This window comes from Nocardioides daedukensis, assembly GCF_013408415.1.
Classification (GTDB): domain Bacteria; phylum Actinomycetota; class Actinomycetes; order Propionibacteriales; family Nocardioidaceae; genus Nocardioides; species Nocardioides daedukensis.
Genome location: NZ_JACCAA010000001.1, coordinates 3,027,017 through 3,049,026, shown reverse-complemented (window position 1 = coordinate 3,049,026; position 22,010 = coordinate 3,027,017). Strand labels below are relative to the sequence as shown.

Genomic DNA, 22,010 nt, shown 5'->3' with positions numbered 1-22,010 from the left:
CTGGTTGCGAAGTCAGTCGCGACAGCAGCGACAGCAACGGCGACGCCTGCGGATCCAGACCACCACGGCCAGCACGCCCAGGCCCGCGGCGATCTGCTTGCCGTAGGACTTGAGCAGGATCGGGAGCACGGTCGCCCCCAGGTCGAGCGCCTGATCGGGGGCGGGCGGGGCGGACGAGCCAGCACCCGACGAGCCCGAGGCGGCCGGTGGCGAGGTGGACGAGCCAGCGGCTGACGAGCCCGGGGCAGCCGCGGACGGCACCGGTCCCGGCCCGGAGGCCGACGAAGGACCGGAGTCCGGATCACCTCCCGGCGCGACCGACGCAGGCGCACCGGTGGGCACCGATGCCGGCCCGGCATCGACATCCGCCTCGCCAGCACCGCCGACCTTCGTCTTCAGGCACTCGACGAACTGACCGAGCAGCTTGTCGCTGATGTCCTGGATCACGCCGCGCCCGAACTGGGCGGGCTTGCCGGTGATGTTGAGGTCGGTCACCACCGTCACCCGGGTCTCCGCATCACTGACGGCGACCATCGTGGCAACGACGTCGGCCCCGGCTGTCCCGTTGCCACGCTTGTCCTTGCCCTTCGCGGTGATCTTCATGACGTGGGCGGCTTCGTCCTTCTCGGTGAAGCTGCCGGTGCCGTTGTAGACCAGGGCGATCGGCCCCAGCTTCACCTTGCAGCTGCCTGTGAAGGTGTCGCCCTCGATCGAGGTGACCGTCGCCCCCGGGAAGCACCCGGCCACCGACTCGAGGTCGTTGAAGGCCAGCCAGGTCTCGTCGATCGAGGCCGGCACGGTGAACTCGTGGGTCAGGTCCACGGCTCAGCCTCCGATCGCGGCGAGCACCGCGCGACGGGTGAGCACGACGGCGAGGTGCCGGCGATAGTCGGCGTCCCCGTTGAGGTCCGAGGGCGGGTTGGTGCCCTCCGCGACGCCCGCAACGGCACGGCGTACGGCGTCCTCGGTCGCCGGCTGACCTGCCAGCGCCGACTCCACCCCCTGCGCCCGCAGCGGCACCGACCCCATGTTGGTCAGCCCGATGCGCGCCTCGGCGATCGTGTCGCCCTCGGTGCGCACCGTCGCGGCCACGGCAACGATGGGCCACTGGTGGACCACCCGGACGAACTTCTCGTAGTGCGCACCCCAGCCGGTGTGCTTCGGGATCCGGACCGCGGTGAGGATCTCGTCGTCACCGATCGCGGTGGTCATGAAGTCCTCGAAGAAGTCGGCCGCAGCGACCGTACGCTCCCCGCCGGCCCCGGTGATCACGAACTCGGCCTGCAACGCGAGTGCCGGCGCCCCCAGGTCGCCGGCCGGGTCGGCGTGGGCCAACGCACCGCCGAACGTGCCGCGGTGTCGGATCTGGGCGTCGGCGAGGTGCTCGACCGCCCGCTGGATGAGGTTCGCGTGCTCGGCGATCAGCGGATCCGTGCGTACGTCGGCATGCGTGGTCATCGCGCCGACGACCAGGGAGTCGCCCTCGTCGCGCACGCCGCGCAGGCTCTCGATGCGACCGAGGTCGATCACCCACTCCGGCGCGTTGAGCCGCATCCGCAGCACCGGCAGCAGGCTCTGGCCGCCGGCGATGATCTTGGCCTCGTCACCGTGCTCGGCGAGCGCCGCCAGGGCCTCCTCCAGGGTGGCCGGGGCCAGGTAGTCGAACTGGGCCGGGATCATGAGTCTGCTCCGTCCGTGCGGTCAGCGGTGCCCTGGTTCCCGGACGCGGGATCGAAGTGCGGCGCGGCCGCCTCCGTGGTCGGTTCGCCACCACCCCCACCGGAGTCGTGGATCGCGCGCCAGACGCGTTCGGGAGTGCACGGCATCTGGATGTCGTTGATGCCGAAGTGGCGAATGGCGTCGACCACGGCGTTGACCACGGCCGGGGTCGAGGCGATGGTGCCGGCCTCGCCCACGCCCTTGGTGCCGAGCGTGTTCGTGGTGGCCGGCGTGGTGGTGTGGTCCACGTCGAAGCTGATCGTGTCCGCCGCGGTGGGGACCAGGTAGTCCACGAAGGACGCCGAGACCAAGGTGCCGGACTCGTCGTAGACCGCCTCCTCCCAGAGCGCTTGGGCGATTCCCTGGACCAGCCCGCCGTGCACCTGACCGGCGACGATCAGCGGGTTGATCACGTTGCCGATGTCGTCGACGCAGGTGTACTTGCGCATCTTCACCGCACCGGTCTCGGTGTCGATCTCCACCGCACACAGGTGAGTGCCGTGGGGATAGTTGAAGTTCACCGGGTCGAAGGTGGCATCGCTGTCCAGCGACGGCTCGACACCATCGGGCAGGTTGTGGGCCGCGAAGGTCGCCAGGGCGATCTCGCCGATCCCCATCCCCTGGTCGGTGCCACGCACGGTGAACCGTCCGCCCGCGAAGTCGAGGTCGTCCGCAGACGCCTCGAGCAGGTGGGCCGCGATCGGCTTCGCCTTCTCGACCACCTTGTCCGCGGCCCGGACCAGTGCCTCACCGCCGACCACCAGCGACCTGGAGCCATAGGTGTCCAGGCCCTTCGGCGTCACCTGGGTGTCGCCGTGCAGCACCTCGACGTCCTCGAACGGCACTCCGAGCCGGTCGGCGACGATCTGGCTGAACGCGGTTTCGTGCCCCTGACCGTGCGCCGAGGCGCCGGTGAGCACCTCCACCTTGCCGGTGGGCAGCATCCGTACGCTCGCGTGCTCCCAGCCGCCGGCGCCGTAGTCGAGCGAGCCGAGCACCCGCGAGGGCGCCAATCCGCACATCTCGGTGAACGTCGAGACCCCGATGCCCAGCTGGACCGGGTCCTTGGCCTCGCGGCGCCGCGCCTGCTCCGCACGCAGCTCGTCATAGCCGAAGTGCTCCTTGGCCAGCGCGGTGGCCGCCTCGTAGTTGCCGGAGTCATATTCGAGCCCGGCCACCGAGGTGAACGGGAACTCCTCGTGCTTGATCCAGTTCTTCTCCCGGATCTCGAGGGGGTCGACGCCGAGCTCGACGGCCAGCTCGGTCATCATCCGCTCGATGGCGAACGTCGCCTCCGGACGTCCGGCACCGCGATAGGCATCCGTCCAGGCCTTGTTGGTGAGCACCGTCTGGACCTGGAAGCGATAGCTGGGGAACTTGTAGATCGCGTTGTACATGAACGCGCCCAGCACCGGTACGCCGCCGCCGATCAGCGCCACGTGCGAGCCGAGGTCGGCGAGCAGGTCGACCTTGAACCCGGTGACCGTGCCGTCCTTCTCGGCCGAGAGGGTCAGCCGCTGCCACTGGTCGCGCCCGTGGTGGGCCGCCATCATCGACTCCGAGCGGGTCTCGGTGAACTTCACCGGCTTGCCCAGGCGCCGAGCCATCACCATCGCGATGAACTCCTCGGGAGTGGTCTGCAGCTTGCCGCCGAACCCACCTCCGACATCCGGGGCGATCACGCGCACCTTGGACTCCGAGACGCCCAGGACCGCGGCGAGCAGGAACCGCAGGATGTGCGGGACCTGGGTGGCCGACCACATCGTGATCTGCTCACCGGTCGGGTCCACCACCACGGAACGGGGCTCCATGAAGGCGGGGATCAACCGTTGCTGGCGATATTCGCGCTCGATGACGATGCCGTCCTGGCGGGCCTTGGCGATCGCCTCCTCGACGTTGCCGCCGGTGCCCGCGTCGGCGGAGTCGAAGACCCACAGCGCCGACTTGTTCGTGCCCAGGTCGGGGTGTGCCAGCACTGTGTCCTCGGCCGACTCCTTGAGGTCGAGTGCTGCCGGGAGCTCCTCGTAGTCGACGTCGACCAGCTCGGCCGCGTCGCGGGCAGCGGCCGCACTGCGTGCCACCACGACAGCGACGATCTCGCCGGCGAAGGTGGCCCGGTCGATCGCGACCGGCGGGTGCGCAGGGGTGACCTGGTCGGGGGTGATCGGCCACGCGTTCGGCAGGCTGCCCTGTTCCTCGGCGATGTCCTTGCCGGTGATCACGGCGACCACGTTGGGCGCGGCCTTCGCCTCGGTGGTGTCGATCGAGGTGATCCTGGCGTGCGCGAACGGGCTGCGCACCATGCTCATGTGCAACATCCCGGGCAGGGTCAGGTTGTCGGTCCAGCGGGTGCGGCCGGTGATCAGCCGCTGGTCCTCCTTGCGGCGCCGATCCTTGCCGATCTCCGCTGCCGGCTGCTCGGTGACGGTCATGACCCGACCTCCTGGCCCGACGCCGTCTGCACGGCGCGCACGATGTTGTGGTAGCCGGTGCAGCGGCACAGGTTGCCCTCGAGCCCCAACCGGATCTCGTCCTCGGACGGCTTGGGGTTGTCGTTGAGCAGGTCGATGGACTGCATGATCATGCCGGGGGTGCAGAACCCGCACTGCAGTGCATGGCACTCGTGGAACGCGGCCTGCATCGGGTGCAGCTCACCATCCTTGGCGAGCCCCTCGACGGTGGTCACCTCGTGTCCGTCGGCCTGGACGGCCAGCACGTTGCACGACTTCACGCTCCGGCCGTCGAGGTGCACCGTGCAGGCGCCGCAGTTGCTGGTGTCGCAGCCGATCACGGTGCCGGTCTTGCCGACCTTCTCCCGGAGGTAGTGCACCAGCAGCATGCGGGGTTCGACGTCGTCGGACACCGTGGCCCCGTCGACGGTCATCTGGATCTTGGTCATGTGATCTCCCTGGAACGCTCTGCGGAGGGGGTGACCCAGCTCACACTAGGAGCCGCTGGTTGGGCAAAGGTTGGCCCTGCGCGCAGGGACACACAGGGGACACACCGGGGGCAGTGCGGGGACACTGCGGAGACACACCGGGGGCACTGCGGCGCTCAGCGGGAGTTGCGCGCGGCGGCCAGCTTCCCCTTGAGCAGCGGCAGGGCTGAGTGCGCCGGAGCGGTGGCGAGTGCGGCCACCGCGCGCTCCAGCACGGCCACGTCGTGCGGCACCAGCTCGTGGTAGCGCAGGACCGCGTCGGGCTGGGGATCGACGAGCAGCGCCTCGCGCACCGCCACCGCGACGTAGTCGGCCAACTCGGTCAGCGCCGGCGAGTTGGTGCCCGGCAGGAGGTCGCCCCCATAGCCGTCGACGGCCGCCGCCACCTGACCGGCGCGCACCATTGCCAGCACGTGCTCGACGTCGGTCGCGACCGGCATCAACAATCGGTAGGGCCGCGAGCCGAGCTGGCCCCCCAGTGCAGCTCGCAGGTGGGAGACCTCCGCCTTGAGGGTGGAGAAGGTGATTGCCTGGTCGCCGTAGAGCAGCGCATGCAGCTGGTCGAGCGAGAGCCCGGCAGGGTGCAACGCCAGCAAGGAGAGGATCTCGGTCTGGCGCCGGTTCAGCAGGAGCCGCTGCCCGTCCAGGCGCACCTCGGCGGTGCCGAGCAGGGTCAGCACCAGTCCCGGGTCGCTGGTCTCCTCGATCGCGGAGGGGTGGTGGGCCGATCGAGGCATCGCCGACTCGATCAAGCGGGCCATCACCCGTGCGGTGGCCAGCCCGATCGGGTGGCTGCGGTCCCAGGTCGTGGACAGGTCGATCACCCCGAGCTTGCGCCCGCTGTGCGGGTCGAAGACAGGAGCGGCCCAGCACACCCAGTTGTGCACGATCGGGGCGTAGTGCTCGGCACTGAAGACCATCGCCGGCCGACCGAGGCGGTTGGCCAGGTCGAGCGCGTTGGTCCCGACCGACTGGTCGTCCCAGCGGCCGCCGGGCACGAAGTTCACCGATTCGGCCTTGCTGCGCATCACCCGACCGCCGCAGGTCCACAACACCCGGGTCTCGGAGTCGGTCACCGCGAGCACGAGGTCCCCGTCCTCGGCAGTACGACGTAGGTCGTCCTCGACCCGCTCGACCGCGACCTGCAGCGGTGAGTCACACCAGATCGATCGAGTCTCGCCCTCGTCGGCCAACGGCGCTTGGGGAACATCGGGACGCACCGTCGCCTCGGAGCGGGTCCAGCTGGTCAGGATCTCGGGACGCACCTGCGGTGCCGCACGGTCGCCCTGCTCGACGAAGCTGGTCCACGCGCGCATCGTCTGCAGTCGACGTGCCTCCAGCTTGCTGCGCACCATCAGGCTCCTGTCCTGCACGCCCGGCGCCCTGGCGGGCTGCGGGCCCGATACGCCACGAAGATACACCGCGGTGTGGCGCCCGTCACTCCCCGTGGATGCGCCCCTCGGTCGCCGCCAGCGGCTCGCCCGAACCGCCCCACCGGCGGGCGATGATCTCGGCAGCCACGCTGATCGCGGTCTCCTCCGGAGTGCGCGCCCCGAGGTCGAGGCCGATCGGGCTCGACAACCGGGCGAGCTCGGCCTCGGTGAGCCCGGCCTCGCGCAGTCGGTCGAGCCGGTCGTCGTGGGTACGTCGTGAGCCCATCGCCCCGATGTAGGCCACGTCGTCGATGCGCAGCGCGACCTCGAGCAGGGGTACGTCGAACTTCGGGTCGTGGGTGAGCACGCAGAGCACGGTCCGAGGGTCGATCCGCCCGGCCTCCTGCTCGGCGGCGAGGTAGCGGTGCGGCCAGTCGACCACCACCTCGTCGGCGTGCGGGAAGCGAGTGTTGGTGGCGAAGACGGGCCGGGCGTCGCACACGGTGACGTGGTAGCCGAGGAAGCTCCCGACCCGGGCCACTGCCGCGGCGAAGTCGATGGCGCCGAAGACCAGCATCCGGGGCTTGGGGGCGAAGGCCCAGACGAAGACCCGCATCCCCTCCCCGCGCCGTTCGCCGTCGGGTCCGTAGGTCAATGCCTCGCTGTGCCCCAGGGCGAGCAGGCCGAGCGCGTCGTCGCGGACCGCGGCGTCGGCGCGCGCGCTGCCCAGTGAGCCCTCGACCTGGCATGCCTGCCCGGCGGTGGGCCCAGCAGTGACCCCGACATCAGATCCGGCATCGGGCACGGCATCCGAACCGAGATCCGTCCCCGCCGGCGCACGGACGACCATCCGGCGTCCCACCCAAGCCGGGTCGGGGTGCTCGGCGACCGTCGCCACGGCCACCGGGTGACCCGCGTCGAGGTCGGCCGCGATGGCCTCCAGCTCCGGCCAGGTCTCCCGGTTCACCGTCTCGACATAGACGTCCAGGATGCCGCCACAGGTCAGGCCGACCGCGAAGGCGTCGTCGTCGGAGATGCCATAGCGCTGCAGCACGGGCTCCCGGCGTTCCACCACCTCCTGGGCGAGCTCATAGACCGCACCCTCCACGCAGCCTCCGGAGACGGACCCGACCGCCGTACCGTCGGGACCGACCAGCATCGAGGCTCCGGGCGGTCGCGGGGCGGAGCGGAAGGTCGCGATGACCGTGCCCATCCCGACGCTCTCCCCGGCCCGCCACCAGGCGAGCAGCTCGGGCAGCACCTCACGCATCCGCGATCACCTCCACGAGTTCAGCGTAGGTCGCCAGTGAATGACCGGCCAGGAACTCATCGATGTGGGGCAGGGCAGCGACCACGCCCTGCTGGAGGGGCAGGTAGCCCTCCTTGCCACGGTGCGGGTTCACCCAGACCACCCGGTGCGCGAGTCGGTGCAGGCGCGCCATCTGCTCCCCCAGCAGGGCGGCGTCCCCACGTTCCCAGCCGTCACTGAAGACCACTGCCACAGCACCGCGGACCAGCCCACGTGCTCCCCACCGATCGAGGAAGACCTGCAGCACCTCACCCAGTCGGGTGCCACCGGACCAGTCGGGCACGGCTCGACCTGCGGCGAGCAGGGCCCGCTCGGGGTCGCGCTGCGCCAGCGCACTCCTCAGGTGGGTCAGCCGGGTGCCGATGGTGAACACCTCGACCTCACGGCGGGCGCCGGCCGCGGCTGCAGCGAGCACGAATCGGTGGGCAAGGCGCAGCAACGGGTCGGCGTACCCGCTCATCGAGCCGGAGACGTCGATGAGCAGTACGACGCGGCGATGCCGGCGCCCCCGACGGCGCCAGGCGAGGTCGGCGGGCTCCCCCATCCGGCGCAGGCTGTTGCGCAACGTCCGCGCGGCGTCCACCCTTCCGCGGTGCCACGGCCGCTGCCGGGGGGTACGACGTTGCGGCAGGCGCGGGCGCAGGGCACCGAAGAGAGCCGCCAGCAGTGCGCGTTCCGAGGCGGTCAGGGTGGCCAGGTCGCGGTGCCGCAGGACTTCGGCGGCGCTGGCCGCGGCGCGCACTGGATCACCCTCCTCGCTGGCGCTGCCGCCGGCGTCGTCCTCCATCAGGCCGGTGTCGAACGGCCGCACGGCCGTGGCCGGTGCGGGCGACGGCAGTGAGCCGCGCTCGGTGAACCAGGCATGGAATACCTGGTCATAGCGCTCCAGGTCGTCGGGGCCCGAGCAGAGGGTGGCCTGTCCCGCCCAGTAGGTGGCGCGCGGATCGCCGATCCCGACCAGGGCCGCGGCGGCGGCGAACTCCCGGGCCCGGTCCTGGGTGACGCCCACTCCGGCCGCGCGCAGCGCCCGGGCGAACCCGAGCAGGATCTCCTCGGCGCTGTGCGGTGCTCCGGCGCTCGACGTCACGGGCTGCTACCCCGCCAGCATCCGGTCGAGGGCATGGCGGACCCGCTCGCCGTCCTCGCGATATTTCACCAGGGCGCCCAAGGTGCGCGACGCGGTCTCGAGGTCGAGCTCGGTGGTCCCGAGTGCGTGCAGGGCTCTCGCCCAGTCCAGGGTCTCGGCCACACCCGGCACCTTGAGCAGGTCGTCGCGGGCGCGGAGCTGCTGCACGACGGTGGTGATCTGGCGGGCCAGGTCGGCGCTGACCTCCGGGGCCCTCGAGCGCAGGATCTCGACCTCGCGCTCCAGGCCGGGGTGGTCGATCCAGTGGTAGAGGCAGCGGCGCTTGAGCGCGTCGTGGAGCTCACGCGTCCGGTTGGAGGTGAGCACCACGATCGGCGGGGTGGTGGCCTTCACGGTGCCGATCTCCGGGATCGTCACCTGATAGGTGGAGAGCACCTCGAGCAGGAACGCCTCGAACTCGTCGTCGGCGCGGTCGACCTCGTCGACCAGCAGCACCGCGGGGCTCTGTCGCAGCGCGGCCAGGACCGGGCGTGCCAGCAGGAAACGCTCGTCGAACAGGCCCCGCTCGGCTTCGGCGGCGTCGGTGTTGCCGGTGGCCTCGAGCGCACGCAGGTGCAGGATCTGGCGCGGGAAGTCCCAGTCATAGAGGGCCTGAGTCGAGTCGATGCCCTCATAGCACTGCAGCCGGATCAGGGGCAGGTCGAGCGACTCGGCGATCGCCTCGGCGAGCGCGGTCTTCCCGGTGCCGGGCTCTCCCTCGAGCAGCACGGGGCGCTGCATCCGCAGGGCCAGGAAGACGACGGTGGCCAGGGACTCGTCGCAGACGTAGCCCGTGCCGGCGAGCAGCTCCTCGATGCGACCCACGTCGTCCGGACTGTTCAAGGCGGCCATGTCGGCGACCCTACCCAGCACGACGTTGGTCCGCGGTTGGGCCGAGGCCCGGATTGTCAGGCCAGTGTCGACGGCCCAGTGTCGACGGTCCCCAACTGAGGACACTGCACACCGAGTGGGCCGACCCCCGTCCGGTCCGCTCGGTCTGCGGCGTCCTCAGCGGGAGTCCACGTCCCGGCCGGTCGCCAGGTCCGCACACTCGATCAGCTCGACCTCGTGCGCGGACAGGTAGTCGCGCGCGCCGCGGTCCCCGCGGGCTGCGTCGATCACTCCGTCCCAGTGCCCGCGGCCGAGCAGGACGGGATGGCCGGGGACAGCGTCGTACGCCGCTCGGCGCAAGGTGGTGCGCGTGAACGGGGCGGCGAGCACCCGGCGTACCACCTCGGGGCCGACGTCCGGAAGGTCGACCAGGCTGACCAGCGCAGCGTCTCCGCCGGCCAGCGCCGCCAGTCCCGTACGCAGCGAGGCGCCCATGCCCTGGGCCCAGTCGGCTGCCTCGACGATGGCGACATCGGTGCCGTCGAGGAGCTCACGCGCCCGGTCGGCGGCGGCCCCGAGGACCACGGTGACCTGGTCGCAGCCACCGTCCTCGAGCACGCCGATGCTGCGCAGGAGCCAGTCGTCGACCAGCGCCTTCGGGGTCCCCATCCGGCGCCCTGCACCGGCGGCGAGCAACAGTCCGTGCACCCTCACCCGAGCCACTCTAGGACGCGCGCTGCTGCAGCCCCGGCACCGTCACGGCCAGCGCTCCGGCCGTTCAGCAGCGGGCACACCTCACAGGGGTGCCAGGCCGGTGACCACCCAGTCGCCTCGAACGAGCTCGGCAGTGATCGACAGCTGTGCCGCGGAGACACTCGCCTCGTCGTCGGCAGCACGCTTGCTGGTCTGGTCGAGGAAGACCAGCAGCTTCGCCTTGGACGAGCTCAGCTCCTTGACCGCGGACGCGGTGACCTGTGCCGAGAGCACCAGCTCCTGCCCGGCTGCCTTCTCGCGCAGCGAGGCGACGAGGGTGTCGTACTCCTTGCGCGCCTCACCCGCGAGCTTGTCGTCGGCGACCTGCTCGGAGCGGCCCGGGTCGGCGAAGTCATAGCTGAGCACACCCACCAGGGTCGCCGCGACCGAGGTCTGCACCTGTGAGGTCAGGTCCTTGTCCACGACGGCGAGGTTCTCCGACGGTGAGGTCTGCTCGCCCCGGCTGAGCACGAAGGCGCCGAGGCCGATCAGGACCATCGCGGCTGCGAGCAGCAGGATGCCGTGCTTGCGAAGGATCGTCATGACAGCTTCACCGCCACCTGCTGCAGGTTCTCCAGCTTCCACTCACCGTCGACGCGGACCAGGTCCGCGGCGAACCGGTTGCGCTTCAGGCTCGGCTCCGAGCCCTTGTCCAGGTCGTCCTGCACGGTGATCTCTACCGCTGCGATCACCGATGCGGTGTCCTCGGTGACGTCGAGGACGGCGGCGTCCACGACCTTCCCGGCGGTGATCTTCTTCGCGTCGGCCAGGCCCTCGCGCTCGGCCTCGGAGATCGCGACCGTCTGGTCGTGGAGCAGACCGGTGGTGGCTTCCTCCCACGCGGCCAGCCCGTCGTCGACCTGGCGATAGTCCATCGTGTTCATCGTCGTGATGTGACGGTGCGCCGCGATCAGCGCCGAGTCGCGAGCAGCGTCCAGGGGGTTCGCGGTGTCGTCATCGGCGGCGAGGAGGGCGAAGAGCCCGGCACACATCGCCAGCACGCCGATCGCCAGGGCGATCCACTCGTGGGTGCCGAGCCGGCGACCACCCGTCGGCGTCGCCGGCTCGACCTCTTCCTCCACCAAGGGGAGGGGATGGGAGGAAGTCTCGTCATCGGCGTCCGTTTCCATGGCGCCGATCCTGTCATCTGTGCGAGTTGATCTCGTCATCTCAAGCCTCACTGGTCTCCTCCGAGCAGGTCGGAGAGCTCGCTGGCCACGCGCACGCTGCGCGGTCCGCGCACGTTGGCGCCGCTGGACGGGTCGAGCGTGCAGCCCGCCTGGGTGTTGAACGGCTTGCCCGGATTGGACTTGAGGCCCTGGCGGACCTCGGTCCCCCCATAGCCGGAGGTGCACGGCAACGGGTCGAAGTAGGTCTGCACCAGACCCAGGTTCAGGCCCTGGGAGTTGGTCACCGCATAACCCGCGGAGATCGCATCGGGCAGCCGGATCAGGGCATCCTCGACACCGTCGGAGTTGATCCCGAAGATCTGCGCGGTGGTGACCAGGTTGGCCATCAGCTCACCGAGCGGCCCACCCACGTCGTGCATCAACGTGCTGACCTCACGCGCAGCTGCCGGGGTGTGCTTGATCAGGCTCCGCAGCGGCTGGTCGGTCTCGGCAAGCGTCGTGGCCAGCGTCTTCAGGTCCGAGCTGTAGGCCCGCATGCTCGCGGCCGCCTCGTGCTGGGTCTCGAGCACCTGGGTCGAGGACTCGATCAGGGACTTGGTGACCAGGAAGTTGCGATCCGCGATCTCGGCGAACTCGCTCGAGGTCTCCACCAGCCTGGGGATGTGCCCCGATGCACCTCTGGAGAGCTCGTAGGTCTCGTCGATCACCGTGGACAGGGCGTCCTTGGGAACCGACTCGACGAAGTCGTAGCCGGAGCGCAGCAGCTCGTCGATCGGCGGGGGCAGGGAGTCGGCGTCGCCGACGATCCGGTCGCCGTCCGCGAGGGTTGCCTCGTCGCCGCCGGACTCGCTGCGCAGGTCGAGGTATTGCTCACCGATCGCCGACCTGTTCGCCACTCGCGCGGTGACGTCGGCCGGGATGGCGGGTGCGTCCGAGTCGATCCGGATCACCAGCTCGGTGCCCGCCGAGGTCGCGCGCAGGTCCTTGACCCGGCCCACGGGCACCCCTCGATAGGTCACCTCGCCGTTCTTGAACGCACCGCCCGCCTCGGGCAGCTCGACGGTCACGTCGTACGAGGCGCGGAACGGGTCCAGCCCGACGTAGCGGGCGCTGAGCCAGGTCGTCGCGCCGAGCGCGATGATCACGAAGAGCACCAGCTGGATGCGTATGCGTGCGGTGATCATCGCTCATCACGTCCGTTCTGGGTGGGTGCGGGTGCCGTCGGGGAGGAACTCGCGCTGCCCTGCGGAGCGGCAGGAGCCGTCGTCGAGGTGCTGTCCGAGGGCTTGGGGCTGGCACCGCCGGAGGACGGCGTCGCGCTGGGCTTCTCGGACGGCTTCACGCTCGGCTTGCTCGAGGGTGAGGTCGAGGGCGACGGCACGGTGAGTGACGACTCGATCATCCCCGGAGCCGGCGAGCTGGTCGGCGGCAACAACGTCGGAGCCGGTATGGCGCCCCGCCGCATCGAGGTCCCCGGGATGGCAGCCGTCGGCTGGGGCCAGGTGCAGCCCTTCACCTTGCAGTCATTGGGCAGCGTGCGGAAGTTCGTGGTGATGAAGACGTTGAGGTAGTCGCCCTTGATCGCGCCCAGCACCGAGTCCGGGAACGGGTAGGTGAGCAACATCTGCAGTGAGTTGGGCAGGTCGCTGCCGGCCTTGGCCAGCTGCTCGAGGATCGGCGCCAGCACCTTGAAGTCCGCGACGATGTCGTCCTGCGCGGCATCCAGCGTCGAGACGGTGACGGTGGAGAGCTTGTCCAACGAGGAGAGCATCGCGGTCAGCTGGGCACGTTGGTCGACGATGACCTTCATCCCGGGGCTCAGCTCCGTGAGCGCGGTGGAGATCTTCTCCTTGTCACCCTCGAGGGTCTCGGACAGGTCGGCCAGCCCGTCGATCGCGGCCGTGATCGAGCCCTTGCGGCTCTCCAGGCCGGTGACGAACTCCTCCATCTGGCCCAGGAACGCCTTGATCTCGCCGGGTCGACCGGTCGAGACGTTCTGGAGCTCCCGGGAGATCTCCTGGAACTGGGCGATGCCGCCACCGTTGAGGACCAGGGACAGTGCACCGAGCACCTGCTCGACCTCGGCGGCCTGCGAGGTCTGGGCCAGTCCCAGGTTGTCCCCGTCCGTCAGCGACGGACCTCCCGGGGATGCCACCGGCCGGACCAACTCGACGTACTTCTCGCCGAGCAGCGAGGTCTGCCTCAGCCGCGCCGAGGTCCCACCGGGCAGGTCGACGTCGTCGTTGACCTTCAGCTCGACGTGGGCACTGTGGCCGTCGTCGTTGAGGGTGATCTTGGAGACCCGGCCGACCGGGACGTTGTCGACCTTCACCGTCGACTGCGGCACCAGGTCGAGGGCGTCCTCGAAGTCCGCACTGATCGAGATCGGGTCGTCACCGAGGTCGGCGCCACCCGGGAGCGGCATCTCATAGACACCACCACCGAGGAGTCCACAGCTGCTCAGGGCCAGAATGCCGGCACCGAGTCCTGCGGTGCTGAACAGGCGTCTCATCGTTCGCCTCCTGTGGCGGGCAGCAGCGCCGGCGGCGCGTCGGGGGACGTGCGGGCGTTGAGCCCGTCACGGGACCAGATGGTCAGCTCGTTGAGGTTGCCTCGCCCGTCCAGGGTGTTGCCGCCCTCGTCATAGGTGTTGAGGAAGTTCTGCAGCAGCAGCGGGATCAGTCGCACCGACTCCTCCAGCGAGGTCTTCTGCTTGACCAGCACCTCGGTGGGGGCGATCAGCTGGTCCACGCTGGTCTTGAGGTTTCCTCGGTTGTCACGGATGAAGTCGTCGAGGATGACCATCGCGTCGGCCAGGTTGGTCACCGCGGAGGCCAGCTCGTCCCGATCGTCGGCGAGGTAGCCCGCGACGGTGGCGAACTGCTTGTTCGCCAGGGCGACGGTGCCGTCGTTGGCGAGCAGCATCTCGGAGAACGTGTCGAGGTTCTCGACCACCGAGAAGAAGTCCCCGCCGGTGTCGCTCAACGTCGCGGTCGCCTTGCTGAACTCCTCGAGCATGACGTTGAGGTTGCGCCCCTGCCCGTCGAGGTTGTCGGCGGCGACCTGGAGCAGGTCGGAGAGCGCGCCGTTCTTGTTGGCGCCCTCGGGCCCGAGCTTGGTGCTGACGTCCAGCAGGCTCTCGTAGAGCTGGTCGATCTCGACCGGCACGGCGGTCCGCTCGGCGGCAAGCACGGTTCCCGAGGCCAGCTTGGCGCCACCGTCATAAGCCTTGGTCAGCTGCACGAACCGGTCGCTGACCAGGGTGGGTGCAACCAGGACCGCGCCGGTGTCGGCAGCGACCTGCTGGCCCGGGTCGAGCTCCATGGTGACCCGGACGTGGTCGTCCTTGGGCTCCACCTTGGTGACCGTGCCGACCGGGACGCCGAGGATCTGTACGTCGGATCCCGGGTAGAGCCCGACCGTCGAGTCGAAGAGCGCCACGACCTCGGTGCGGTCCTCGTCGAGGATCCACCGGTTGATGGCGAAGGCGGCTGCGGCGATCACCAGGAGGGCCGCCAGTGCGGCCAGGAGTCGGCGACTCATCGTCCGCCACCCTTCTTCGGAGAGCAGTTCCGTTCGGCGTCGTTCTCCAGCACCGGGGCGCCGGAGGCGTCGAAGAGACCGCAGATGTAGGAGTCGATCCAGTGGCCGTTGCCGGTGGCAGAGGTCAGCACCCGGTAGTAGGGCCCGAGCTTCTTCAGCGCCGAGTCGAGGTTCTTCTGGTTGTCGGTGAGGATCCGCGAGACCACGTCCAGCTTCGCCAGCGCGGGCTTGAGCGTCTTCTCGTTGTCGGTGACCAGGCCCTCGAGCTGGGTGGCCAGGCTGGCGGTCCCGGTGAGCATGTCGTGCACGGCCTCACGCCGTTGCTCAAGCTCGCCGAGCAGGTCCGAGCCGTCGGTGATCACCTTGGCGAACTCCTCGTTGCGCTCGGCCAGCGTCGTGGTCACCGTGTCTGCCTCCTCGAGGAGGTCGGCCAGCTCGGTGTCCCGGGACGAGATCGTCCGCGACAGGCTGGTCAGCCCGGTGACGATGGCCTGCACCGACTCCGGCGTCTCCTTGAAGGTGTCGGAGAGGACCTCGAAGCTGGTCTCCAGCTGCTCGGTGTCGATCTCGTCGACGTTGCTGGAGAGGTCGGAGAACGCGGCGTTGACGTCATAGGGCACCGACGTGTTCGCCATCGGGATGGCGCCTTCCAGGTCATCGCGCCCTAGCGGGTCGACGGCGAGGTACTTCTGGCCGAGCAGGGTCTTCACCTTGACGGCTGCCGTGCTCTGGTCGCCGATCCTGACGTCCTTGACCCGGAACTGGACCTTGACCACCGCGCCCTCGAGGCGCACCTCGGTGACCTCACCGACCTTGACGCCGGCGACCCGTACCTCGTTGCCGGCACGAATCCCGCCTGCTTCGGCGAAGTTGGCGGTGTAGGTGTCCCCGCGCAGCCCGGGCATCGAGCTGGCGTTGAAGGTGGCCAGGAAGACCAGCACCATGGCCGCGAGCCCGACGAGGGCGATGACGACCTTGTTCCGTTCCGCGAACGCTGTGCGATAGCGCGTCATCACAAGCACCTTTCTGCGATCGGCTTGACCCCGAGTTCGCCCATGTAGCCCTCGGGCATGGGGATCCGGCCATCGATCGAGCAGACATAGAAGTTGAGCCACGAGCCATAGCTGGCCACTCGGCCCAGCCGGTCCAGCTTGGTGGGCAGGGTGGCGAGGAAGTCGTCGATGACCTCCTCCGAGTCGGCCAGGTTCCCCGACAGGTCACCCAGCGCGGCGATGGAGCCCTTCAGCGGCGCCCGCCCCTCCTCGAGCAGGTCGGCCACGCTGACGGTCAGGTCTCCGAGCCCCTCGAGCGTTCCGCCGATCACCTTGCGGTCCTCGGCGAGGCCGCTGACCAGCTGCTGGAGCGTGGTGATGGTGGTGTCGAGCTGGTCGGACGGGTTGCTGATCGTGGTCAGGACCGTGTTGAGGTTGGTGATCAGCTCACCGATCACCTGGTCCTTCTCGGCGATCGCGGAGGTCAGGCTGGCGGTGTTGGACAGCAGCCCGTCCACCGTGGCGCCCTCGCCCTGGAAGACCGCGATGATCTGCGCACTGAGGTCGTTGACGTCCTCGGGGTCGAGGAACTTGAACAGCGGCTGGAACCCGTTGAACAGGACCGTCAGGTCGAGGGCCGGCGTGGTGTCGGCGAGCTCGAAGGTGTGACCCGGCTCGAGGGTGGTGCCTTCTCGTTGCGGCAGCTCGATGTTGAGGTAGCGCTGTCCCACCACGTTGCGGAACCGGAGCTCGGCGCTGGTCCCCTCGGTCAGGTCGACGTCGCGCGAGACCGTGAAGGTGACCTCGGCGAGGCGATCCTTGGCGACCTCGACACCGGTGACGGTGCCGACCTTCACCCCCGAGACGCGTACGTCGTCGCCCTCGTTGAGGCTGGTCGCGTCGCTGAACAGGGCGCGGTACTCGGTCTTCGCGCCGCTGGAGCTGTTGCGGATGGTCCCCGCCAGCACCGTGGTGGCCAGGACGGTGACCACGACGAAGACGATGCTCTTGACGACCGTGGCAGTGAAGCGAAGGTCTCGTTTCTTGCTCATCGCAGTTCCACCTTCGTGTTGCGCAGCGTGGGACCGACCAGGAGGCTGCCCCATTCGGGGAAGTCGGCCGGGGCCATCCCCAGCGTCGGCGCCATCAGCTCGGCGACCAGCTGGTTCTCGGCCGGGGAGTTCGCGTCACCGAGTCCGTTGACCACCGTGCGGGTGAGCCTCTGGTCCAGCAGGTTGCTGGCCGGAGGTGCGATGGTCGCCGGCTCCCCTGCGCCCGGGGCGCTGCGTCGGGCCTGACCGGTCACGTAGGGGCAACGGGTCTTGCCGTTCGTGCTGTAGCGCGGCGCATCCTTGCCGGCCAGGTACTTGCCGCGGGACTCGACCACGTTGAGACGCACGTGGATGCCCGGCTCGTCGCTGCCCTTGCCCAGGGTGCGGTCCATCACCGGGATGAACGTGCGCACCGCCTTGAAGATGCACGGGAACTGACCGGCGTAGGGCCGCACTGCCTCGAGCGCGGCCCGGGACTCCTCCGAGAGCACGATGATCGTGTCCTGGTTCTTCGCCACGAAGCCACGGGTGGAGTCGGCGGCGGTGATGACGTTGGTGAAGACGTCACCGAAGTTGTCCTGCTCCTCGACCAGGGTCGCCGACGTGGTGCTCATCGTGTCCAGGGCCTCCAGCAGGTCCGGCGCCATCGCGTCGAAGTCGTTCGCCACCAGGGCGAGCTTCTCGATGCCCTCGGTCATCTGGGGCACCAGTGGATTGAGCTTCTCCAGATAGGCGCCCCACTGGGTGATCGAGTCACCGATCGCGGTCCCCTGCCCGCGCAGCATCGCAGCCAGCTCCCCCAGGGCAGCGGTGAGCTTGCCCGGCTCGATGCTCTGCAGCACCGGCAGCAGCTGGTCGAAGAGCTCCTGGAGCTCGACGGCCTCGGCCGAGCCGTCCTGGTTGATGCTGTCACCGGCCTCGAGGCCAGCCGAGGTGGCACCGTCTGCCGGCGGCACGAGGACGACGTACCGCTCACCGAAGAGGGTCTTGGGCAGCAGGCGTGCGGTGGTCTCGACGGGCAGCGCCTCAGCGGTGTCCGGGTCGAGGGCCAGGGTGAGGCGGGCGCCGGTGGAGGTGTTGTCGATCGCGGTCACCCGCCCGACCGGTACGCCGTTGAGCTTCACGTCGGAGCCCTTCTGCAGCGCGTTGCCCACGGCGCCCGTCTCCAGGCTGACCTCGACGGTGTCGTCGAAGGCCTTGTTGAAGGTCATCAGGGCGACTGCGACCAGGGCCAGGGCGAGTGCGACCGACGCGAGCCCGAGGAACACGTCGACGACCTTGTAGGGGCGCTTCATCCGGCGATCCTCACTGTTGTGCTAGTGCCCCACATCGCCATCGAGAGCACCAGGTCGAGGACGGCGACGCTGACGATGGAGCGGCGTACGGCGGTGCCGACGGCCATCCCGACTCCGGACGGGCCGCCCTTGGCGGTGAAGCCCAGTCGGCAGTGGATCAGGATGATCATCACCGAGAAGATCATCACCTTCACGAACGACAGCAGGATGTCGATCGGGGGCAGGAACAGGTGGAAGTAGTGGTCATAGGTGCCCGCGGACTGGCCGTAGAACAGCACCGTGATCATCCGCGATCCGGCATATGAGGTGAGCAGCCCGATCGTGTAGAGCGGCAGGATCGCGATGAAGCCGGCGATCACCCGGGTGGTGACCAAGTAGGGCACGCTCGGCACCGCCATCACGGTCAGCGCGTCGACCTCCTCGTTGATCTGCATGGCGCCGAGCTGGGCGGTGAAGCCGGAGCCGACGGTGGCAGACAGGGCCAGTGCAGCGACCAGCGGCGCGATCTCGCGGGTGTTGAAGTAGGCCGAGATGAACCCGTTGAGGGTCGAGGTGCCGATCTGGTCCAGGGCCGCATAGCCCTGCATGCCGACGACGCTGCCGACGAAGAGGGTCATCCCGAGCATCACGCCGATGGTGCCGCCGATGACGGCGAGCGCACCGGAGCCGAAGCTCACCTCGGAGAGCAACCGGAGCACGTCGCGGGGATAGCGCTTGAGCGTGGCCGGGATCCAGCCGAGCACCTTCGCGTGGAAGCGCAGGTCGGCGCCGGCGTTGGCAATCGGCGCCAGGACGCGGTCATACCAACGGCTGCCGCGAGGTTCGGGCAACGGCGTACGACGTCGTGAGCCACCCCGCTGGTTGAGCTGGTCGCTGGGCGACTGTCTCGGAACCGAGGTCATCTCAGGCCCCCTTTCCGGGGAAGAGCTGGAGATAGAGCGTGGTGATCACGAAGTTGACGAAGAAGAGCAGCAGGAAGGTGATCACCACGGACTGGTTGACCGCATCGCCCACGCCCTTGGGACCGGGCGCCGTGTTGAGCCCGCGATAGCAGGCGATGACGCCGGCGAGGAAGCCGAAGATGACGGCCTTGATCTCGCCGACCCAGAGGTCCTCGATCTGCGCGAGTGCGGTGAAGCTGGCCAGGTAGGCACCCGGGGTCCCGCCCTGGACGACGACGTTGAAGAAATACCCACCCAGTACGCCGACCACGGAGACCAGTCCGTTGAGGAGTGCGGCTGCGGCCATGCAGGCCAGCACCCTGGGCACGACGAGCCGTTGCACGGGTGAGATCCCGATGACCCGCAGGGCGTCGATCTCGTCGCGGATACGCCGTGAGCCGATCTCCGCACAGATCGCGGCACCACCTGCCCCGGCGATGACCAGGGTGGTGACGATCGGTGCGGCCTGTTGCACGACGGCGAGCACGCTGGCTGCTCCGGTGAAGGACTGTGCTCCGATCTGGACGGTGAGCGTGCCGAGTTGCAGCGCGATCACTGCCCCGAAGGGAATCGCCACGAGCAGGGCGGGGAGCCATGAGATGCTGACGACGAACCAAAACTGCTCGATTGCCTCCTTCAGCGCGAAGGGCCGCTTGAAGCTGAGGCTGACGGTGTCCATGCCCAGGGCGAACAGGTCGCCGGTGGCGCGGAGCGCACGGGTGAGTGGGTTGGGCCGGGGAACTGGTGGGACTCGGTGCCGATCCTCGTCGTCGGCGACGTAGAGGTGGCTCCCGCCCTGGGTAACTCGTTCACGATGCCGCATGCCGCCGGCCCGGACCGCTCCCGAGTGCGGCACCAGCTGGCGGGGCAGCACTTCGATGGCGCGGGCGCCCGAGTGTCGCGTCATCACCGAGGTGCCACCGTCGGGGCCCGCAACGTAGTCGTCGTAGCCGGCCGGGTCGTTGCGACCGTGGTCGGTCTCCTCGCTCATCCCGATCGGTCCCATCGGGTCGCCGCTCATGAACTGGGAGACCACCGGGTGATCGGTGAGTAGGAACTCCTCGCGCGGGCCGAACATGACCAGCTCTCGGCGATAGAGCATGCCGAGGTTGTCGGGCAGGGTGCGGGCCAGCTCGATGTTGTGGGTGACCACGAGCATGGTGGCATCGGTGGCGGTGTTGACCTCGACCAGGAGCTGGGCGAGGTTGGACGTGCGGACCGGGTCAAGGCCGGAGTCGGGCTCATCGATGAGGATGATCTCGGGGTTGGTGACCATGGCGCGGGCCAGGCCGGCGCGCTTCTTCATGCCGCCCGAGATCTCCCCGGGGAGCTTGTGCTCGGTGCCAAGGAGGCCGACCAGGTCGAGCTTCTCGAAGACGATGTCGCGGATCTGCGCCTCGCTGAGCCTGGTGTGCTCACGCAGCGGGAACGCGACGTTGTCATAGACGTTCATCGACCCGAACAGTGCACCGTCCTGGAACAGCACGCCGAACTTCTTGCGCAGGGCCAGTCGCCTCGACTCCTTCGCGGTCACCATGTCGACGCCGTCGATCAGGATGGAGCCGGCTTCGGGATCGATCAGCCCCATCACCGACTTGAGGAAGACCGACTTGCCGGTGCCGGATGGCCCGAGCAGGGCAGTGATCTCCCCCGGGGGCAACGTCATGGTGACGTCCTGCCAGATGTTCTGGCGACCGAAGCTCTTGGTGAGGCCGGTGACTTCGACTGTTCCGCCCATGCTTGCTCCCTCGTGGAATCGGGGTGAACCCGGTCGGGTTCGTGATGACGTGACTGAAGCTGGAGATGAAGTAGTGCAGGCGTGCTGGTCCTCCGGGCCACGGGCCCGATGGCCCTGTGCCGTGGACCCAGGCAGGTTGATCAGGGACGTGTCGGCAGAGGGACCTCGTGGTCATCGCAGGGGTAGAACAGGTACCAACCCCAGCACGACATGGTTCCGCTCTGTCTCTGGATGGTCTTGTTCTCCGGCGAGGAGGACATCCCCGAGATCAGGGCGCTCAGGTCCTCGGCGCCTGCACCGCAGCCCACGAACTGAGGCATCGATGAGTTGCCGACCATCTTGCCGCCGTTGATCGACGTGTAGAACTCGCTCGTGTGCCAGGTGTTCAGTTCGGGCTCGGGATGGATCGGGTTGGGCGGCATCTCGCTCGTGTAGCCGCGCCCGTCGAGGACGACTTCGATGTTCTCGGCCGTGCGGCAGTTCTCGCCCAGCGGGATCGGCACACCGTCGACGGTCATGTCAGAGATCCGCGCCTGAAGCTCACCGGTGATGGTCGAGTCCTCGAACTTGAACACGTACCCGGGGAGCACTGTCTGGTCAGTCTTGGAGTAGAGCGGCATCGGAAGGTCCTCCGCGTCGCGCGGCTGACTCAGGTGGACGGTGAAGGACGCCGGGATCACTCCGAACGCTACGGTGCGCACGCGGATCGGCGCGAAGTAGCCGTAGGGGGCCGGCGCCCCTTCCGGGGAGACCACGTAGGCAAAGTTCTCCATCACCTGGTTGACAGGGTCCGAACTGACCAGCGACTGAGCAGCGATGATGGTCTTGGGGATCTGGAACCATTGCTTGGCCATCGCGATCTCCTGTGCGCCGGAGACCGACAGCCCGAGCCACAGCGCGCCACCGTCGGTCGGCTCCCTCAGCTTGGGCAGGCCGGGCCAAGTGGGATCCTCCTCCGCAGCGACCTGCGGGGACAGGAACAGGCCCAGGAGCAGGAGCACGACGCTCAGCGCGGCGGCACGGAATCGGTTAGGCATGATCATGAACATGGGACCTGGCCCGAGCACTGTCAATCGATGTGGGGCGCTGCCCGGCACGAGTGCTTCGAAGTTGTCACCGGGGTGACAACTTCGGTCTCCGAGGGCCCCCGGTCGCGGGATACCCTTGCCGTCCATCGCCAGTCCCGGGTGCAATCAGTCGAACAAACTTGTGTCGTGGTCTTCTGGAGCATATGAGCGTGACGGGTCGAGGGGTCAGTGCACTCCCGATC

20 protein-coding genes are annotated in these 22,010 nt (G+C 68.9%); all 20 read right to left on the bottom strand.

Annotation, left to right across the window (positions count from 1 at the left end; translation table 11 throughout):
- Window positions 1-12: 12 nt before the first annotated feature.
- The 20 genes from BJ980_RS14940 to BJ980_RS14840 all read right to left on the bottom strand — a co-directional run bounded on the left by BJ980_RS14940 (window position 13) and on the right by BJ980_RS14840 (window position 21,777).
- Window positions 13-822, bottom strand: a complete 810-nt coding sequence (locus tag BJ980_RS14940) for an SRPBCC domain-containing protein (protein ID WP_179503023.1) — start codon at window positions 820-822, stop codon at window positions 13-15.
- A 3-nt stretch (window positions 823-825) separates the two neighbouring features.
- Window positions 826-1,680: an FAD binding domain-containing protein gene (locus BJ980_RS14935; protein WP_179503022.1), complete on the bottom strand. Its 855-nt coding sequence runs from the start codon at window positions 1,678-1,680 to the stop codon at window positions 826-828.
- Window positions 1,677-4,151: a xanthine dehydrogenase family protein molybdopterin-binding subunit gene (locus tag BJ980_RS14930; protein ID WP_179503021.1), complete on the bottom strand. Its 2,475-nt coding sequence runs from the start codon at window positions 4,149-4,151 to the stop codon at window positions 1,677-1,679. The genes BJ980_RS14935 and BJ980_RS14930 overlap by 4 nt, the downstream gene beginning before the upstream one ends.
- Window positions 4,148-4,618, bottom strand: coding sequence for a (2Fe-2S)-binding protein (locus BJ980_RS14925; protein WP_179503020.1), 471 nt, complete (start codon window positions 4,616-4,618; stop codon window positions 4,148-4,150). The genes BJ980_RS14930 and BJ980_RS14925 overlap by 4 nt, the downstream gene beginning before the upstream one ends.
- 155 nt (window positions 4,619-4,773) lie before the next feature.
- Entirely contained in the window at window positions 4,774-6,030 is a 1,257-nt protein-coding gene (locus BJ980_RS14920) for a sigma-54-dependent transcriptional regulator family protein (RefSeq protein ID WP_343047823.1), read from the bottom strand.
- A 64-nt stretch (window positions 6,031-6,094) separates the two neighbouring features.
- The gene (locus tag BJ980_RS14915) at window positions 6,095-7,300 is read right to left on the bottom strand and encodes an XdhC family protein (protein WP_179503019.1); all 1,206 of its coding nucleotides are present in this window, start codon (window positions 7,298-7,300) and stop codon (window positions 6,095-6,097) included.
- A complete protein-coding gene (locus BJ980_RS14910; RefSeq protein ID WP_179503018.1) occupies window positions 7,293-8,426 on the bottom strand; it encodes a VWA domain-containing protein in 1,134 nt (377 codons plus the stop codon). The genes BJ980_RS14915 and BJ980_RS14910 overlap by 8 nt, the downstream gene beginning before the upstream one ends.
- Window positions 8,427-8,432: 6 nt before the next feature.
- Window positions 8,433-9,317 (bottom strand): AAA family ATPase, encoded by an 885-nt coding sequence (locus BJ980_RS14905; protein WP_179503017.1) that lies wholly within the window; start codon window positions 9,315-9,317, stop codon window positions 8,433-8,435.
- A gap of 156 nt (window positions 9,318-9,473) precedes the next feature.
- Window positions 9,474-10,010: an NTP transferase domain-containing protein gene (locus BJ980_RS14900; protein ID WP_179503016.1), complete on the bottom strand. Its 537-nt coding sequence runs from the start codon at window positions 10,008-10,010 to the stop codon at window positions 9,474-9,476.
- An 81-nt stretch (window positions 10,011-10,091) separates the two neighbouring features.
- Window positions 10,092-10,592, bottom strand: a complete 501-nt coding sequence (locus BJ980_RS14895) for a hypothetical protein (RefSeq protein ID WP_179503015.1) — start codon at window positions 10,590-10,592, stop codon at window positions 10,092-10,094.
- Entirely contained in the window at window positions 10,589-11,179 is a 591-nt protein-coding gene (locus BJ980_RS14890; protein ID WP_179503014.1) for a nuclear transport factor 2 family protein, read from the bottom strand. Before BJ980_RS14890 ends, BJ980_RS14895 begins: the two co-directional genes overlap by 4 nt.
- 47 nt (window positions 11,180-11,226) lie before the next feature.
- Entirely contained in the window at window positions 11,227-12,363 is a 1,137-nt protein-coding gene (locus BJ980_RS14885; RefSeq protein WP_179503013.1) for an MlaD family protein, read from the bottom strand.
- Window positions 12,360-13,691, bottom strand: coding sequence for an MCE family protein (locus BJ980_RS14880; protein ID WP_179503012.1), 1,332 nt, complete (start codon window positions 13,689-13,691; stop codon window positions 12,360-12,362). The genes BJ980_RS14885 and BJ980_RS14880 overlap by 4 nt, the downstream gene beginning before the upstream one ends.
- Entirely contained in the window at window positions 13,688-14,722 is a 1,035-nt protein-coding gene (locus BJ980_RS14875) for an MCE family protein (protein ID WP_179503011.1), read from the bottom strand. Before BJ980_RS14875 ends, BJ980_RS14880 begins: the two co-directional genes overlap by 4 nt.
- Window positions 14,719-15,735 carry an MCE family protein gene (locus tag BJ980_RS14870; RefSeq protein WP_218855534.1) on the bottom strand — a complete coding sequence of 339 codons (1,017 nt, stop codon included), beginning with the start codon at window positions 15,733-15,735 and terminating at the stop codon, window positions 14,719-14,721. Before BJ980_RS14870 ends, BJ980_RS14875 begins: the two co-directional genes overlap by 4 nt.
- Window positions 15,735-16,766, bottom strand: coding sequence for an MCE family protein (locus tag BJ980_RS14865; protein ID WP_179503009.1), 1,032 nt, complete (start codon window positions 16,764-16,766; stop codon window positions 15,735-15,737). The genes BJ980_RS14870 and BJ980_RS14865 overlap by 1 nt, the downstream gene beginning before the upstream one ends.
- Entirely contained in the window at window positions 16,763-18,061 is a 1,299-nt protein-coding gene (locus BJ980_RS14860; protein WP_179503008.1) for an MCE family protein, read from the bottom strand. Before BJ980_RS14860 ends, BJ980_RS14865 begins: the two co-directional genes overlap by 4 nt.
- The gene (locus BJ980_RS14855; protein ID WP_179503007.1) at window positions 18,058-18,963 is read right to left on the bottom strand and encodes an MlaE family ABC transporter permease; all 906 of its coding nucleotides are present in this window, start codon (window positions 18,961-18,963) and stop codon (window positions 18,058-18,060) included. Before BJ980_RS14855 ends, BJ980_RS14860 begins: the two co-directional genes overlap by 4 nt.
- Window position 18,964: 1 nt before the next feature.
- On the bottom strand, window positions 18,965-20,740 hold the full coding sequence (locus tag BJ980_RS19615; RefSeq protein WP_425490331.1) for an ABC transporter permease: 1,776 nt from the start codon (window positions 20,738-20,740) through the stop codon (window positions 18,965-18,967).
- 140 nt (window positions 20,741-20,880) lie between these two features.
- Window positions 20,881-21,777, bottom strand: coding sequence for a hypothetical protein (locus BJ980_RS14840; protein WP_179503006.1), 897 nt, complete (start codon window positions 21,775-21,777; stop codon window positions 20,881-20,883).
- Window positions 21,778-22,010 lie beyond the last annotated feature (233 nt).

Bases quoted from the DNA above. Each gene is read 5' to 3' on its own strand.
- BJ980_RS14935 (WP_179503022.1), bottom strand. From the start codon at position 1,680: ATGATCCCGGCCCAGTTCGACTACCTGGCCCCGGCCACCCTGGAGGAG.
- BJ980_RS14930 (WP_179503021.1), bottom strand. From the start codon at position 4,151: ATGACCGTCACCGAGCAGCCGGCAGCGGAGATCGGCAAGGATCGGCGC.
- BJ980_RS14925 (WP_179503020.1), bottom strand. From the start codon at position 4,618: ATGACCAAGATCCAGATGACCGTCGACGGGGCCACGGTGTCCGACGAC.
- BJ980_RS14915 (WP_179503019.1), bottom strand. From the start codon at position 7,300: ATGCGTGAGGTGCTGCCCGAGCTGCTCGCCTGGTGGCGGGCCGGGGAG.
- BJ980_RS14905 (WP_179503017.1), bottom strand. From the start codon at position 9,317: ATGGCCGCCTTGAACAGTCCGGACGACGTGGGTCGCATCGAGGAGCTG.
- BJ980_RS14895 (WP_179503015.1), bottom strand. From the start codon at position 10,592: ATGACGATCCTTCGCAAGCACGGCATCCTGCTGCTCGCAGCCGCGATG.
- BJ980_RS14890 (WP_179503014.1), bottom strand. From the start codon at position 11,179: ATGGAAACGGACGCCGATGACGAGACTTCCTCCCATCCCCTCCCCTTG.
- BJ980_RS14885 (WP_179503013.1), bottom strand. From the start codon at position 12,363: ATGATCACCGCACGCATACGCATCCAGCTGGTGCTCTTCGTGATCATC.
- BJ980_RS14880 (WP_179503012.1), bottom strand. From the start codon at position 13,691: ATGAGACGCCTGTTCAGCACCGCAGGACTCGGTGCCGGCATTCTGGCC.
- BJ980_RS14875 (WP_179503011.1), bottom strand. From the start codon at position 14,722: ATGAGTCGCCGACTCCTGGCCGCACTGGCGGCCCTCCTGGTGATCGCC.
- BJ980_RS14870 (WP_218855534.1), bottom strand. From the start codon at position 15,735: ATGACGCGCTATCGCACAGCGTTCGCGGAACGGAACAAGGTCGTCATC.
- BJ980_RS14865 (WP_179503009.1), bottom strand. From the start codon at position 16,766: ATGAGCAAGAAACGAGACCTTCGCTTCACTGCCACGGTCGTCAAGAGC.
- BJ980_RS14860 (WP_179503008.1), bottom strand. From the start codon at position 18,061: ATGAAGCGCCCCTACAAGGTCGTCGACGTGTTCCTCGGGCTCGCGTCG.
- BJ980_RS14855 (WP_179503007.1), bottom strand. From the start codon at position 18,963: ATGACCTCGGTTCCGAGACAGTCGCCCAGCGACCAGCTCAACCAGCGG.
- BJ980_RS19615 (WP_425490331.1), bottom strand. From the start codon at position 20,740: ATGGGCGGAACAGTCGAAGTCACCGGCCTCACCAAGAGCTTCGGTCGC.
- BJ980_RS14840 (WP_179503006.1), bottom strand. From the start codon at position 21,777: ATGCCTAACCGATTCCGTGCCGCCGCGCTGAGCGTCGTGCTCCTGCTC.